The organism is Micromonospora mangrovicola (genome assembly GCF_047200535.1).
Classification (GTDB): Bacteria; Actinomycetota; Actinomycetes; order Mycobacteriales; family Micromonosporaceae; genus Micromonospora.
In genome coordinates this window covers 37,164-49,805 of the sequence record NZ_JBJZOG010000049.1, presented here as the reverse complement: position 1 = coordinate 49,805, position 12,642 = coordinate 37,164, and the positions used below count along the sequence as shown (strand labels likewise).

The following is a 12,642-nucleotide window of genomic DNA, read 5'->3' as shown; positions in this document are numbered from 1 at the left end:
CGTCCCGGGCGGCTTCATCCTTCTTGCCGTCACGGTCCTCGCCGGTCTTGCCGGCGTCGCTGGCGTTCTGCGGCGCCGCCGCGTGGTTCTCCGCGACGCGCTGCGCGTCGTCGGACTTGTTGTTGTCGCGAGCGGCGAGGCCACCGAGTGCCGCCAGACCGACGACGCCGGTCAGTCCGGCCACGCCGGTGGCGACCCAGAGCGCCCGCCGCCTGCTCGTCGGCGGGACCATCGGGGACCCGCCGTCCGAAGTCGTTACGTCGTTGGACATCAGAGCTTCCGCCCTTTCGGTTTCTCCCAAAGGGGTCGCACCACCCGGGGCGGGGCGACCAGCTACAAACCGGTTGTAGCCTCTGATCGACACCGTATGAGAAGCTTCCTCGCGACGCGGACGTATACGAAAAAATCGCGCATTACGCCCACACTCGATCGGGTGGTGCGAGCCGGTGCGTGACCGCCCGCACCGGCAGCGAGCAGCGCAAACGGCGACGGGCCCGCCACCGGCGTCGGACGACGACAAACGTCGCAGACGCCGACGGACGGGCCCGTCGTGCGGGTCGTGCCTTCCCGGTCAGCCCGGCAGGCGGGGGCCGGCCTCGCGCTGCTCGGCCAGCCAGGTCTCCACCTCGTCCGAGCGGCGCGGCAGGCCGGCCGAGAGGTTCACCGGACCGTCGGCGGTGACCAGGATGTCGTCCTCGATCCGGACGCCGATGCCCCGCAGCTCCTCGGGAACCAGCTCGTCCTCCGGCTGGAAGTACAGGCCCGGCTCGACCGTGAGCACGTACCCCTCGCCGAGCGGACCGTCCCGGTAGGTCTCCTTGCGGGCGTTGGCGCAGTCGTGCACGTCGATGCCGAGCATGTGGCTGGTGCCGTGCAGCGTCCAGCGGCGGTAGACCGTGGAGGCCGGGTCCATCGCCTCGTCCACGCTGACCGGCAGCAGCCCGAGGTCCTTCAGCGCCTCGGCGAGCACCCGCATCGCGGTCAGGTGCACGTCGCGGAACGCCACGCCCGGCTTGATCACGTCGATGCCGGCCTGCTGGGCGGCGTAGACGGCGTCGTACACCTGCCGCTGCAGCGGGGTGAACCGGCCGTCGACCGGCAGCACCCGGGTCACGTCGGCGGTGTAGAGGTTGCGGTTCTCCACGCCCATGTCCATCAGCAGCAGCTCACCCGGGCGGGTGGCGCCGTGGTTGTGCACCCAGTGCAGGATCGTGGCGTGCTCGCCGGCGCCGACGATCGAGCCGTACCCGACGTCGTTGCCGTCGTGCCGGGCGCGCAGCGCGAAGACGCCCTCCAGCAGCCGCTCCGAGACGGCCCGGTCCGCCGGGAGAGCCCGGGCCACGTCCTCGAACCCGCGTACGGTGGCGTCGCATGCCTCCTGGAGCTGGGCGATCTCCCACTCGTCCTTGACCAGCTTCAGCTCGGAGATCGCGATGGCCAGCTCCCGGTCGCGGCCGGGCTGCCCGTCGACCCGGGCCCCGTCGTACGGCCGCACCGCGGCATCCACCCGGGCGTCGAAGCCGCGCAGCACCCGGGTACGCCCCGGCGCCAGGTCGGCCAGGGCCGCGTCCAGCTCGCTCAGGTCGGCGGTGGGCAGCCCCAGCTCGGTCGACTTCTCGTTGAGCGTGGGCCGCCGGCCCACCCACAGCTCGCCGTGCCGGCTGCGGAAGAACTCGTCGGTCTTGCGGGACGACCGGGGTCGCATGTACAGCGTGGCGTCCCCGTTCGGGCGCAGCACGAGCACGCTGTCCGGTTCGAGGTCGCCGGTCAGGTACGCGAAGTCGCTGCCCGGCCGGAATCGGTGGTCGGTGTCGTTGGCCCGTACCTTCTCGTTGCCGGTCGGGATGACCAGGGTCTCCCCGGGGAAGGCCGCGGCGAGCGCGGCCCGCCGCTTGGCGTGGTTGGGCACCTCCGGGCGGGGGCCGACCGGCAGTTCGGTGTCCCGCCAGCCCTGCCGCATGAACGCCAGGAACGCCTCCGGGAAGTCCGGGTCGTGCGACTCCGTGCCGTCCGCCGGCTTGCCCTGCTGCGTCCGCTCCTCGGCCATGATCCGTCCTCCTCGAGCCTCATCGCTGGTCCAGACGGTATCGCGCGCGCGGGAGTGAAGAGAGCCTGCGGTGCCGCGACGTCCGCTTCGGCCGCGTGGAAAGATGACCACCATGTGCGGACTCCTGGCCTTTTTCAGCGCCCGCGGCGACGCCGCGGCCCACCGCGACCACATCGCCGGAGCACTGGAGTGCCTGCACCACCGCGGCCCCGACGAGACCGGGGTCGAGGTGGTCGGCGACGCCTCCGGCCGGTACGCGGACGGGGTGTTCGCCCACAAGCGTCTGGCGATCATCGACGTGGCACTCAGCCACGAGCCGCTGCCGTACGCGAACGGCCGCTACCTGCTCACCTTCAACGGCGAGATCTACAACTACATCGAGCTGCGCGACGAGCTGATCCGGGACTACGGTGCCGAGTTCGTCACCAACGGCGACGGCGAGGTGATCGTCGCCGGCTACCACTACTGGGGCGAGCAGGTGCTCACGAAGCTGCGCGGCATGTTCGCCTTCGTGATCTGGGACCGGCAGGAGCGGCGGGCCTTCGGCGCCCGGGACTACTTCGGCATCAAGCCGCTGCACTACCTGGAGACGCAGGACGGCCTCTATCTCGCGTCGGAGAAGAAGGCGCTGCTGCCGTTCGCCCACTCGGCGTACCAGGGCGACGCCGGGATCGACACGGCCAACCTGAGCCACTACCTGACCCTCCAGTACGTCCCGGAGCCGGGCACCCTGCACAAGGGGATCAGCCGGATCGGGTCGGGGGAGTACCTGACCTGGACCCCGGGCGGCCGGATCGAGGTGCGCCGCTGGTACCGGCCGGTGTTCCACCCGGCCCCGATGGCCGACGAGCAGAAGCTGTACCACGAGATCCGGGAGACGCTGCGGGAGAGCGTCCGGATGCACATGCGTTCGGACGTGCCGGTCGGCTCGTTCCTGTCCAGCGGCATCGACTCCACCGCGGTGGTCGCCCTGGCCCGGGAGTTCAATCCGAACATCCTGACCTTCACGGTCGGGTACGACGTGCCCGGCTACTCCGAGATCGACGTGGCCCAGGAATCGGCCCGGCACCTCGACGTGACAACCATCCCGACCAAGATCGGGCCGCAGGACATGATGGAGGCGCTACCGAAGATCGTCTGGCACCTGGACGACCCGGTGGCCGACCCGGCGCTGGTCCCGCTCTACTTCGTGGCGAAGAAGGCCGCCGAGCACGTCACCGTGGTGCTCTCCGGCGAGGGCGCGGACGAGTTCTTCGGCGGGTACACCATCTACCGGGAGCCGCTCTCGCTGAGCGGCGTCAACGGCCTTCCCGGCGGGGTGCAGAAGGGCCTGCGGGCGGTCTCCAAGGCCATCCCGCAGGGCGTGAAGGGCAAGAGCTTCCTGGAGCGCGGCACCACCCCGATCGAGGAGCGCTACTACGGCAACGCCCGGATGTTCACCGAGGAGGAGAAGCAGCACCTGCTGCGCCGCTACGACCCCTCGGTGCGCTACACCGACGTCACCGCGCCGATCTACGCGGAGTGCACCGAGCTGGACGACGTCACCAAGATGCAGTACGTCGACCTCTACACCTGGCTGCGTGGCGACATCCTGGTCAAGGCCGACCGGATCTCGATGGCGCACTCGCTGGAGGTGCGGGTGCCGTTCCTGGACCGGGAGGTCTTCAACGTCGCCGCCGGCATTCCGGTCGACCTGAAGCTGCCGCCCCGCTCCGAGGCCACCAAGTACGCCATGCGCCAGGCGCTGCAGGGCGTCGTCCCGCCGGCCATCGTCAACCGCAAGAAGCTCGGCTTCCCGACCCCGACCCGGGTCTGGCTGCGCGGCGAGATGTACGAGTGGGCCCGGCACGTGCTGGCCACCTCGGGCGCCGGCGACCTGATCGACCTGCCGTACGCCATGCGCCTGCTGGACGAGCACAAGCGGGAGGAGGCGGACCACTCGCGCAAGGTGTGGACGGTGTTGATCTTCTGCATCTGGCACGCCATCTTCGTGGCGAAGACCCTCGACCCGGGCATCCAGCGCAACCAGTCCGCGCTGCTCACCAAGCCGGTGGTCGGCAGCATGGTCCGCTGACGGCTGAACGGGCCCCCGACACGGCGCCGGGGCGTCGTACCGGGGGCCCTTGCTAACGCGCGCGCTCGTGGCTCACCTGCCCGTGCAGGTGACCGTGGGCATGGTGTTGGTGCCGGAGGTGCTGGCCAGGAAGCCGAAGGTCGTGGTGCCCTCCGGGGCGAGGGTGCCGTTCCAGGACTCGTTGGTGACGGTCACCGACGATCCGCTCGTGCTCGCCCTGCCGTTCCAGACCTGGGTGAGGGTCTGACCGCTGGGCCAGGCCCAGCTCGCGGTCCAGCTGCCCCAGGTCTGGGCACTGTGGTTCATGATCATGACCTCGCCCTGGAACCCTCCGCTCCAGGCGCTCACCACCTTGTAGACCGCCATGCAGGCGCCGCTGCCCGGCGGGGGCATGGTCGGGCTCGACGTCGGGGTGGGCGTCGGGCCGGTCGGGCTCGGCGTCGGCGTGGTGGGGGTGGGGGCCGGGGTGGTGGGCGACGGGGTGCCGCCCGGGCCGATCCCGGTGACCTCGCCGTTGCCGCCGTCAAAGGTCACGTCGGAACAGCCGAAGAAGTTCTCCTGGCTGTCTGAGCGGACCCACCGGGAGTAGATGATGTGCCGCCCGCTCTTGTTCGCCGGGAGCGTGCCGTTGAAGTAGTAGTGCCCGTCGTTGGTGCCCGGGGAGCCGACCGACGGTGGGTTGGTGACCGTCAGGAACGGCTGGTCCTCCAGGTCGCTCCAGGCCAGCGGCCTGGTCGGGCTCCAACTGTCCTTGGTGACGTAGAAATAGAAGGTGCCCGGGTGGTGGGCCCAGTTGCTGTACCGGAACTCCATCGTCCGCCCGGCGGTCAGGTGGGTGAGCGGCCAGTCGTTGCGGGCCGCGTCGTAGCCGCTGAAGTTGGGGTTGCCCCCGCTGCACAGCTTGCCGTCGGGGATGAAACCGACGGTCCGGCCGCCGGCGTCCGAGCGCAGCACGCTGAACCAGTTGTAGAGCGAGTTCGCTCCGCTCTCGGCGACCGCCGCGGCGCAGGCGGGGTTGTTCGGCTTGATCTCACCGGTGGCGGTGAGCCCGTCCTTCCAGCACAGGTAGGTGCGGGCGCCCGGGGTCATCGCCGCGCCGTGCGCGGCTGCCGGGGCGGAGTTGCTGGCCAGGGCGAAGGCGCCCAGGGCCAGGGTGGCGGCCGCGGTGAGCAGCGCGGCCGTACGGGATCGGTGCACGGGGTTCTCCTGACTCGCGGGCGCGGCCCCAGCGGGCCGCCCCGCTGCGACGAGCGGATGCGACGATCGCGGTGCCGCGCCCGGCGGTCGGCGGAGGCCGGGGCCGTCAGGGGCGTGCACCGCCAGCGGTCCGTCTCGCGGACCGGGGTGCCCCTCGCGTCGGCTCGACCCGGCGGCCGGCGGCGCGGCAGCCCCCGCGCCACTCCGGCAAGCGCAATCCCACCATGCCGCAGTAGCGGGCGCAATAGCCGTCGGTCACTGAGGGGGTCTTCTCGCGCTGCGTTCCGGCATGCGCCAGGATCGGGGGTACGACGTACGGAGGGAGCCAGGATGGGGTACGCGGTGGTGCTCGGCGAGGCGCTGGTCGACCTGCTCGACGCCGAGTACGACGGGCAGCCCGTCTACCGGCAGGCGATCGGCGGCGGACCGCTGAACGTGGCCGTGGCGGTCGCCCGGCTCGGCGGCGATGTCCAGTTCGTCGGGTCGTTCGGCGACGACGCCCTCGGGCAGCGGATCCGCGCCTTCCTCGACGCCGCCGGCGTCGGGCTGGCCGGGGCGGTGACCGTGCCGGCCGCGACGGCGTTGGCGGTGGCCACCTTCTCCGGCCCGGAACCGGACTTCCGCTTCTACGGCGAGCCCCGCTCGTACGCCCTGCTCGGCCCGGACGACCTGGACGTGGCCCTGGTCGAGGGCGCGGACGTGCTCTACTGCGGCTCGATCGTGCTGCTCGACCCGCCGGTGCTGGCCGCCGCCCGGCGAGCCTGGTCGATCGCCGGGGCGCTGCGGGTGTTCGACCCGAACGTGCGGCCCAGCCTGCTCGGCGGCCCCGGTGCGCTGGGCGGGCTGCGCGAGGTGGTCGCCGAGTTCGCCGCGAGCGCCCACCTGGTGAAGCTGAGCAGCGCGGACGCCCGGCTGCTCTACCCGGATGAGCCGGTCGAGGGGGTCGCCGCGTACCTGCGGGAGCTGGGGGCGGCGACCGTGGTGGTCACCCTCGGCGCGGACGGTGCCCTGGTAGCCGCCGCCGAGGACGTGGTCCGGGTCCCCGCGCCGAAGGTCGCCGCGACGGACGCCACCGGCGCGGGCGACTCGGTGATGGGCGCGCTCATCGCCGAGCTGCTCGCCGCCGGCGAGCCGGTGGACCCGACCGGCTGGCGGGACCGGGTCGCCTTCGCCCTGCGGGTGGCCGGACTGGTCTGCGAGTCCCCCGGCGGCGCCACCGCCATGCCCACCCGCGCCGCGGTCGCCGCCCGCTTCCCCGGCTGACCCTCCCGGAATCGCGTCGATCCTCGGATCAGCGGCGGGGGCGGGCGAGGGTCAGGACGGCGGTGAGGGAGAGGGCGGCGGCCCCGGTGAGGACTGCGGCCATGGGCGCGGCGCTGCCCTCGCCGCCGAGGCCGACCAGGGGTGCGGCGAGCGCGCCGACGACCGACTGGACACCGCCCATCAGCGCGGCGGCGGTACCGGCGTGCCGGGCGTGCCGGTCCAGCGCCAGGGCGGTGCTGTTCGGCATCACCATGCCCAGCGAGCCGACGAAGACGAAGAGCGTCACCGCCACCAGGGTGAGGCTGCCGGCGAGCGCCCCGGTCAGCACCCCGGCCGCGGCGACGGCGTTGACCAGCAGGGTGGCGACCAGCAGCCGGCGCGGGCCGGACCGGTCCAGCAGCCGGGCGTTGGCCTGGCCCATCGCCACCAGGGCGAGCGCGTTGAGCCCGAAGATCAGGCTGAACGTCGTCCCGGACACCCCGAAGACGTCCTGGAACACGAACGACGACCCGGAGATGTACGCGAAGAGCCCCGCGAACGCGAAGCCCTGGGTCAGCGCGTACCCGAGGTAGACCCGGTCGGCGGCCAGCGACCGCATGGTCCGCGCGGTGACGGTCAGGCCGCCGGTGCTGCGCCGCTCGGCGGGCAGCGTCTCCGGCAGGTGTCGGGCGACCGCGACCGCGAGCAGCAGCCCGATCACGGCCAGGGCGAGGAAGACCGCCCGCCAGGAGCCGAACCGGAGCACCAGGCTGCCCACGCTCGGCGCGGCCACCGGCGCCACCCCGAAGACCAGGGTCAGCCGGGAGAAGTACTTCGCGGCGGCCCGGCCCGAGTAGAGGTCGCGGACCACCGCCCGGGCGACCACCACCCCCATGCCGCCGGCCAGGCCCTGGACGAAGCGGGACGCGGCCAGCGCCGGGGCGCTCGGCGCCGCCGCGCAGACCAGCGCCAACAGGGCGTACGCGGTGACCCCGACCAGCACCGGGCGGCGTCGTCCCCAGCGGTCGCTGAGCGGGCCGGTGAGCAGTTGGCCGAGGGCGAGGCCGATCAGGCAGGTGGTCAGCGAGAGCTGAATGTGGGCCTGGTCGGCGTTGAGGTCGCGGGTCATCGCGGGGAACGCCGGCAGGTACATGTCCAGCGACAGCGGGCCGATGGCGGTGAGCGTGCCGAGCAGCACGAGCAGGGTGGCGCCGCCGCCGTGCGGGGCCGGCGCGCCGACGGGCGGGCGCACGGTCGTCGGCGCGGTACGGCTCACGGCAGGGTCCCCCAAGAGGTGATGATCTCCCGCTAACCTTAGCTCTGTACCCAGAATTGTTGCGCTGTGAAGTAGGTGACCCGGTGCCGAGCGAGGAGGCCGCCGCCCGGCTCGGCGCCGTGGTGGGCGATCTGCACCGGCTGCTGCGGCGCAGCGCCGCCGGCCGAGCCAACCGGGACGCGCTGCCCGAGGCCCAGGTGGAGCTGATGCTGCTGGTCCGGGCCGAGCCCGGGATCAGCGGCAAGGAGGCGGCCCGCCGGCTCGGCACCGCGCCGAACACGGTCAGCACCCTGGTCCGGGACCTCGCCGATGCGGGACTGCTGGCCCGGGAGCGCGACCCGGCCGACCGCCGGGTGGTCCGGTTGCGCCTCACCGACGCCGCCGGCAACCGGATGGCCGAGCACGAGAGGCATCGCGCCGCCCTGCTCACCGAGGCCCTGGCCGCCCTCGACCCCGCCTCCCGCGACGTCGTCCTCGCCGCGGTTCCCCAACTCGACGCCCTGCTCGCCCAGCTGCGCGGCGTGCCCGACCCGTCCCGGTAGCCCAGGCCCTAGGTGTGCTGTCCCGTCGCGGGGCGCCGCCACCCCGGGCGGAGCGTCATCGGGAACGGGCGAAGAGGTCAGGCGCTGCCGTCGAGTTCGGCGTAGCCGCGACGGGCGGCGATCAGGCCCGGGCGGGCGCCGAACGGGGACTCGGCGGCCACCCGCTCGGGCGGGGCGTTGCCGGTGTGCCCAGCCCGGATCAGCCAGGACTGCTCGACCAGTTGGGCGTGCTGGGCCCGGACGAACTCCACGTCGACCGGCGCGCCGTGCCCCGGCACGACCAGGGTGGCGGGGTTGGTGAGCCGGAGCAGGTCCGCCACCGCGTCCGGCCACTGCAACGGGTACGACTCCTCGAACGCCGGCGGCCCGCTCTGCTCCACCAGGTCCCCGGCGACCAGCACGTCCGCGTCCGGCACGTGCACCACCAGGTCGGCCTCGGTGTGCCCGTGTCCGGGGTGGCGCAGCACCACCCGCCGGCCGCCGATGTCCAGCGCGGTCTCGGTGACCACGGCGTGGGTCGGCGCGAGCAGTTCGGTACGGGCCAGCTCCGCGGCGAGCGCCGGCTGCTCGCCGCGCATCTCCTCGTACGCCGCCCGGCGCAGCTCGTCGGGACGGTCGCGCAGCGCGGCGACGGCCAGTTCGTGCGCGTACACCGGGCGGGGCGGGTCGGCGGCCAGGGTGGCGTTGCCGAAGCAGTGGTCGAAGTGGTGATGGGTGTTGACGACGGTCCACGGGTGCGGGGTGACCGCGCGGGCGGCCTCGCCCAGCTCCCGGGCCTGCCCGGCGGTGGAGAGGGTGTCCACCAGCAGCGCCGCGCCGTCCCCGACCACCAGGGTCACGTTGACGTGCAGCAGCGGGTCGCGCAGCACGTGCACACGGTCGGCGACCTCGACGAACCCGGCGGTCATGAGGCCCGCGACGCGCGCTCGACGAAACGCTGGCGGTCGACCAGCAGCCGCTCCACCCGCCCCTCGGCCACCGTCTCGTCGCCGTCGGCGACGGTCACCTCGAACAGCAGCCGCCGCCCGTCGATCTTGGCCAGCCGGGCCTGGGCGATCACCGTACGCCCGACCGGGGTGGCCGCCCGGTGGTCCAGCTCGACCCGGACCCCGACGGTCGTCGACCCGGCGGGCATCCGGGTGGCGGTGGCCGCCACGGTCGCCGCCTCGGCGAGGGCGAGCACCCGGGGTGTGCCGAGCACCGGCACGTCGCCGGAGCCCATGGCCTGTGCGGTGTCGGCGTCGGTGACGGTCAGCTCGACCCGGGCGGACAAACCCGGCGCGAAGGGCGTCTCCGGCTGTTCCTGCATGCCCCGAGCCTAGACGAGCCGGGGCCCGGGCGTCCGGCCTGCGGGTGGTCGCCATCCGTCGATCCGTTGCCCGCCGTTAACCTTGACCGCGATGGCCGTCGTGACAGACCCCCAGCCCCCCGCCCGGACCGGTGCCACACCCTCGCCCGACGGCGGACGCCGTCGCGTGCTGGCGATGGCGATCTGGGGCGCCGCCTTCGTGGCCGCCTGGCTCGCCATCGGCCTGCCGACCGACCCGGCGTACGCCTTCTTCTGGATCTGGGCGGGCACCATCGCCTGGAACTCCGCCCGCCCGTGGCGCAGCCATCTGCGCTTCGCCCGGGACTGGGTCCCGGTGGTGCTGCTGCTCGCCGCGTACAACCTCTCCCGGGGGTTCGCGGACAACGGCGCGACGCCGCACGCCATGGAGTTGATCGTCGCCGACCGGTTCCTGGCGGGCTGGGCCACCGGCGGCGAGGTGCCGACGATCTGGCTGCAGCACCACCTCTACCGGCCCGACCGGGTGCACTGGTGGGATGTCGTGGTCAGCTGGGTCTACTTCTCGCACTTCGTGGCGACGCTGGCCGCCGCCGCGGTGCTCTGGCTGCGGGACCGCGCGCGCTGGGGCGCGTACATGCGCCGCTGGGGTTTTCTCTGCGCCGCCGGACTGGCCACCTACTTCCTCTACCCGGCCGCGCCGCCGTGGTGGTCCGGCCAGAACGGGCTGCTCACCGACGTCGCCCGGATCTCCACCCGCGGCTGGAAGGAGGTCGGCATGCACGGCGCGGGCAACCTGCTCAACGCCGGGCAGATCGCCTCCAACCCGGTCGCCGCGATGCCCTCCCTGCACACCGCGTTCGCCCTCTTCGTGGTGCTCTTCTTCCTGCGCTCGACCCGCCGGCGGTGGTGGCCGCTGCTGCTCGTGTACCCGCTGGCGATGACCTTCACGCTGATCTACAGCGGCGAGCACTACCTGATCGACGTGCTGGTCGGCTGGGCGTACGTCGGGGTGACCTTCCTGGTCGTCGGGCTGGCCGAGCGCTGGTGGGCGGCCTACCGGGCGCGGCCCGCCAGCCCGCCGACCGGGGACGCGCCGCGCGCCGAGCCCGCCGCCGACACCCCGCCGCCGGCCCCGGCCGCCCCGGCCGCCGCCGACGCCGCCGCGCCCGGCACCGACCCGGCGACGGTCCACGCCGACCGCTGACCCCCGCGTCGCACCCAGGTTGCGCCCTCGTTCACGGTAAGCGTGGTCATCCCACGCGGGACGACCACGCTTTCCGTGAATCAGCGCGCTTCCGGCGCGCGCTGCGACCCGCGCCTCGGAAGCGTGCTAGCGACGCGGGGGAGTGGGTGGGGTCAGGAGCGGCGGGCCGCCTCCGCGCGGGCGGTCAGCTCGGCGGCCAGCTCCCACGCCTCGGCCAGGTCCCGGTCCGGCGCGGCCGCGCCCGACCCGCCGGCCGTGTCCGCGTGCACGGTGGCCAGCCGCAGCCACCGCTGCGCCGGGCCCTGAGTCACCCGCACGCTCTGGATCCGGGCGTACGGCACCAGGGTCGCCTGCCGGGTCAGCAGCCCGGAACGGGCGACGAAAACCTCCGCGTCGAGGCCGGCGCCGACCGCCGCCCGGGTCAGCGGACGCAGCCAGCGGGCCCGCCGCGGCGGCGGGGTGGACGGCAGCGCCGACAGCCGCACCCCGGGCAGCACCTCCGCGACGACCAACGCGCCGGTGTCCGCGTCACCGACCGGCAGCAACCGGTCCGGCCGGTTGCGGTCGTCCGGCTCGGCGCCCGAGTAGCCGGCCACCTCCAGCCGCAGCCGCAGCCAGCCCTTCATCCGCCAGAGCAGCGGCCAGGTCACCCCGACGGTCTGCACCCGGTGCAGCGGCACGGTCTGTACCCGGGTCTCCAGCAACCCGTTGCGGACCCGCAGCCGCTCGGCGTCCCGGTCGAGCCGGAAACCCCAGTCGTCGAGCACCCGGCGGACCGGTTGCAGCAGCACACCGGCCATCGCGGTCAGTGTGCTGGCCACCGCGATGAACGACCAGGAACCCTCGGAGAGGAACTGCGCGACCACGAAGGCCACGCCGAACGGGAGCAGGAACGCCTGCGGCGTGAGCAGCTGGCTGACCAGCAGGTCCTGGTTGCGTACGGCGTGCAGCCGGCGCCCCTGCGGGGCCGGCGCGGGGGATGTGACGGCGTCCGGTGGGGCGGCCTGCGCCGGGTGACCGGCGACGGCGAGCAGCCGCTGCCGCAGCGCGGTGGCCTCGGCGACCCCGAGGTAGGCCAGCGGCGCCTCCGTCTTGCCCCCGCCGACCACCTCCAGCCGTAGCTCAGCCAGCCCGGTGAGCTGCGCCAGCAGCGGCCGCACCACCTCCACGGCCTGCAACCGTTCCAGCGGGATCGCCCGGGTGCGCCGCCAGAGCAGACCCTCGTGTACCCGCAACTCCCGCCCCACCACGTGGTAGCCGGTGTTCCACCAGCTGATCACGGACAGGACGGTGGCCCCGAGGGCGAAGATCGCGACCAGCACGGCGAACCAGCCGAAGCCGACCCGGGACAGCGTCGACCAGGACAGCCCGGCGATCACCACCACCAGCGACTTGGCGCCGTGCAGCGCCGGGCTGAGCGGGTGCAGCCGTTGCCGCGGCTCCGCGCCGCCCGGCTGGGGCGGGACCGGGTACCAGCCGGGGCCGGGCGGCGCCGGCCAGCCGGCGGGCCCGGCCGGTCCCGGCCCGCCGTACGCCGGGAACCCGGGGTGGCCGGCCGGGTACGGTCCGGCGCCGTGCCCGGGTGGCTGCGCCGGCCCGGGCTGCGGGTGGCCGGCCGGCGACGGGGCGGGCACCCCGGGCGGGCGCGGGACCGGGTGGTCGTACCCGGGCGGCGGTGCCCAGGGCGAGCCGTTCGCGACCGGCGCGGCCTCGCCCGGTGGTGGCGGGACGGCGGGGCGTCCGTCGCCGCCGGGCGGGTGCGGCGGCGGAGC

Annotated in this window: 10 protein-coding genes and 1 pseudogene; 4 read left to right on the top strand and 7 right to left on the bottom strand. The window is 73.9% G+C overall.

Features of this window, described 5'->3' with window-relative positions; genetic code table 11:
- Together ACL02O_RS20095 and ACL02O_RS20090 are read right to left on the bottom strand one after the other, a co-directional pair.
- A pseudogene (locus ACL02O_RS20095) lies at positions 1 to 271 on the bottom strand (hypothetical protein); the annotation flags it as partial.
- Between the two features lie 300 nt (positions 272 to 571).
- Entirely contained in the window at positions 572 to 2,047 is a 1,476-nt protein-coding gene (locus ACL02O_RS20090) for an aminopeptidase P family protein (RefSeq protein WP_412819643.1), read from the bottom strand.
- 112 nt (positions 2,048 to 2,159) lie between these two features.
- On the opposite strand from ACL02O_RS20090, the gene asnB reads away from it, so the two are divergent.
- Positions 2,160 to 4,121, top strand: coding sequence for an asparagine synthase (glutamine-hydrolyzing) (gene asnB / locus ACL02O_RS20085; RefSeq protein WP_412819642.1), 1,962 nt, complete (start codon positions 2,160 to 2,162; stop codon positions 4,119 to 4,121).
- A gap of 72 nt (positions 4,122 to 4,193) precedes the next feature.
- Here the strand turns inward: asnB and ACL02O_RS20080 are convergent, their stop codons facing one another.
- Positions 4,194 to 5,318: a lytic polysaccharide monooxygenase gene (locus ACL02O_RS20080; protein ID WP_412819641.1), complete on the bottom strand. Its 1,125-nt coding sequence runs from the start codon at positions 5,316 to 5,318 to the stop codon at positions 4,194 to 4,196.
- Between the two features lie 330 nt (positions 5,319 to 5,648).
- On the opposite strand from ACL02O_RS20080, the gene ACL02O_RS20075 reads away from it, so the two are divergent.
- On the top strand, positions 5,649 to 6,581 hold the full coding sequence (locus ACL02O_RS20075; protein ID WP_412819640.1) for a carbohydrate kinase family protein: 933 nt from the start codon (positions 5,649 to 5,651) through the stop codon (positions 6,579 to 6,581).
- 28 nt (positions 6,582 to 6,609) lie between these two features.
- Here the strand turns inward: ACL02O_RS20075 and ACL02O_RS20070 are convergent, their stop codons facing one another.
- Positions 6,610 to 7,836: a multidrug effflux MFS transporter gene (locus ACL02O_RS20070; RefSeq protein WP_412819639.1), complete on the bottom strand. Its 1,227-nt coding sequence runs from the start codon at positions 7,834 to 7,836 to the stop codon at positions 6,610 to 6,612.
- 44 nt (positions 7,837 to 7,880) lie between these two features.
- Between ACL02O_RS20070 and ACL02O_RS20065 the strand changes: the two genes are divergently transcribed.
- A complete protein-coding gene (locus ACL02O_RS20065) occupies positions 7,881 to 8,378 on the top strand; it encodes a MarR family winged helix-turn-helix transcriptional regulator (protein ID WP_412819648.1) in 498 nt (165 codons plus the stop codon).
- Positions 8,379 to 8,455: 77 nt separating this feature from the next.
- Here ACL02O_RS20065 and ACL02O_RS20060 read toward each other — a convergent pair whose 3' ends face one another.
- Both ACL02O_RS20060 and ACL02O_RS20055 read right to left on the bottom strand, forming a co-directional pair.
- On the bottom strand, positions 8,456 to 9,286 hold the full coding sequence (locus ACL02O_RS20060) for an MBL fold metallo-hydrolase (RefSeq protein ID WP_412819638.1): 831 nt from the start codon (positions 9,284 to 9,286) through the stop codon (positions 8,456 to 8,458).
- Positions 9,283 to 9,687 carry a thioesterase family protein gene (locus tag ACL02O_RS20055; protein ID WP_412819637.1) on the bottom strand — a complete coding sequence of 135 codons (405 nt, stop codon included), beginning with the start codon at positions 9,685 to 9,687 and terminating at the stop codon, positions 9,283 to 9,285. The genes ACL02O_RS20060 and ACL02O_RS20055 overlap by 4 nt, the downstream gene beginning before the upstream one ends.
- Before the next feature lie 91 nt (positions 9,688 to 9,778).
- Between ACL02O_RS20055 and ACL02O_RS20050 the strand changes: the two genes are divergently transcribed.
- Positions 9,779 to 10,870, top strand: coding sequence for a phosphatase PAP2 family protein (locus tag ACL02O_RS20050; RefSeq protein WP_412819636.1), 1,092 nt, complete (start codon positions 9,779 to 9,781; stop codon positions 10,868 to 10,870).
- A 152-nt stretch (positions 10,871 to 11,022) separates the two neighbouring features.
- Here ACL02O_RS20050 and ACL02O_RS20045 read toward each other — a convergent pair whose 3' ends face one another.
- Positions 11,023 to 12,504 (bottom strand): PH domain-containing protein, encoded by a 1,482-nt coding sequence (locus ACL02O_RS20045; RefSeq protein WP_412819647.1) that lies wholly within the window; start codon positions 12,502 to 12,504, stop codon positions 11,023 to 11,025.
- Positions 12,505 to 12,642: the final 138 nt, after the last annotated feature.

What these genes read in the sequence shown, in the direction of transcription:
- asnB (WP_412819642.1), top strand. Translation starts at nt 2,160, where the DNA reads ATGTGCGGACTCCTGGCCTTTTTCAGCGCCCGCGGCGACGCCGCGGCC.
- ACL02O_RS20060 (WP_412819638.1), bottom strand. Translation starts at nt 9,286, where the DNA reads ATGACCGCCGGGTTCGTCGAGGTCGCCGACCGTGTGCACGTGCTGCGC.
- ACL02O_RS20075 (WP_412819640.1), top strand. Translation starts at nt 5,649, where the DNA reads ATGGGGTACGCGGTGGTGCTCGGCGAGGCGCTGGTCGACCTGCTCGAC.
- ACL02O_RS20055 (WP_412819637.1), bottom strand. Translation starts at nt 9,687, where the DNA reads ATGCAGGAACAGCCGGAGACGCCCTTCGCGCCGGGTTTGTCCGCCCGG.
- ACL02O_RS20090 (WP_412819643.1), bottom strand. Translation starts at nt 2,047, where the DNA reads ATGGCCGAGGAGCGGACGCAGCAGGGCAAGCCGGCGGACGGCACGGAG.
- ACL02O_RS20050 (WP_412819636.1), top strand. Translation starts at nt 9,779, where the DNA reads ATGGCCGTCGTGACAGACCCCCAGCCCCCCGCCCGGACCGGTGCCACA.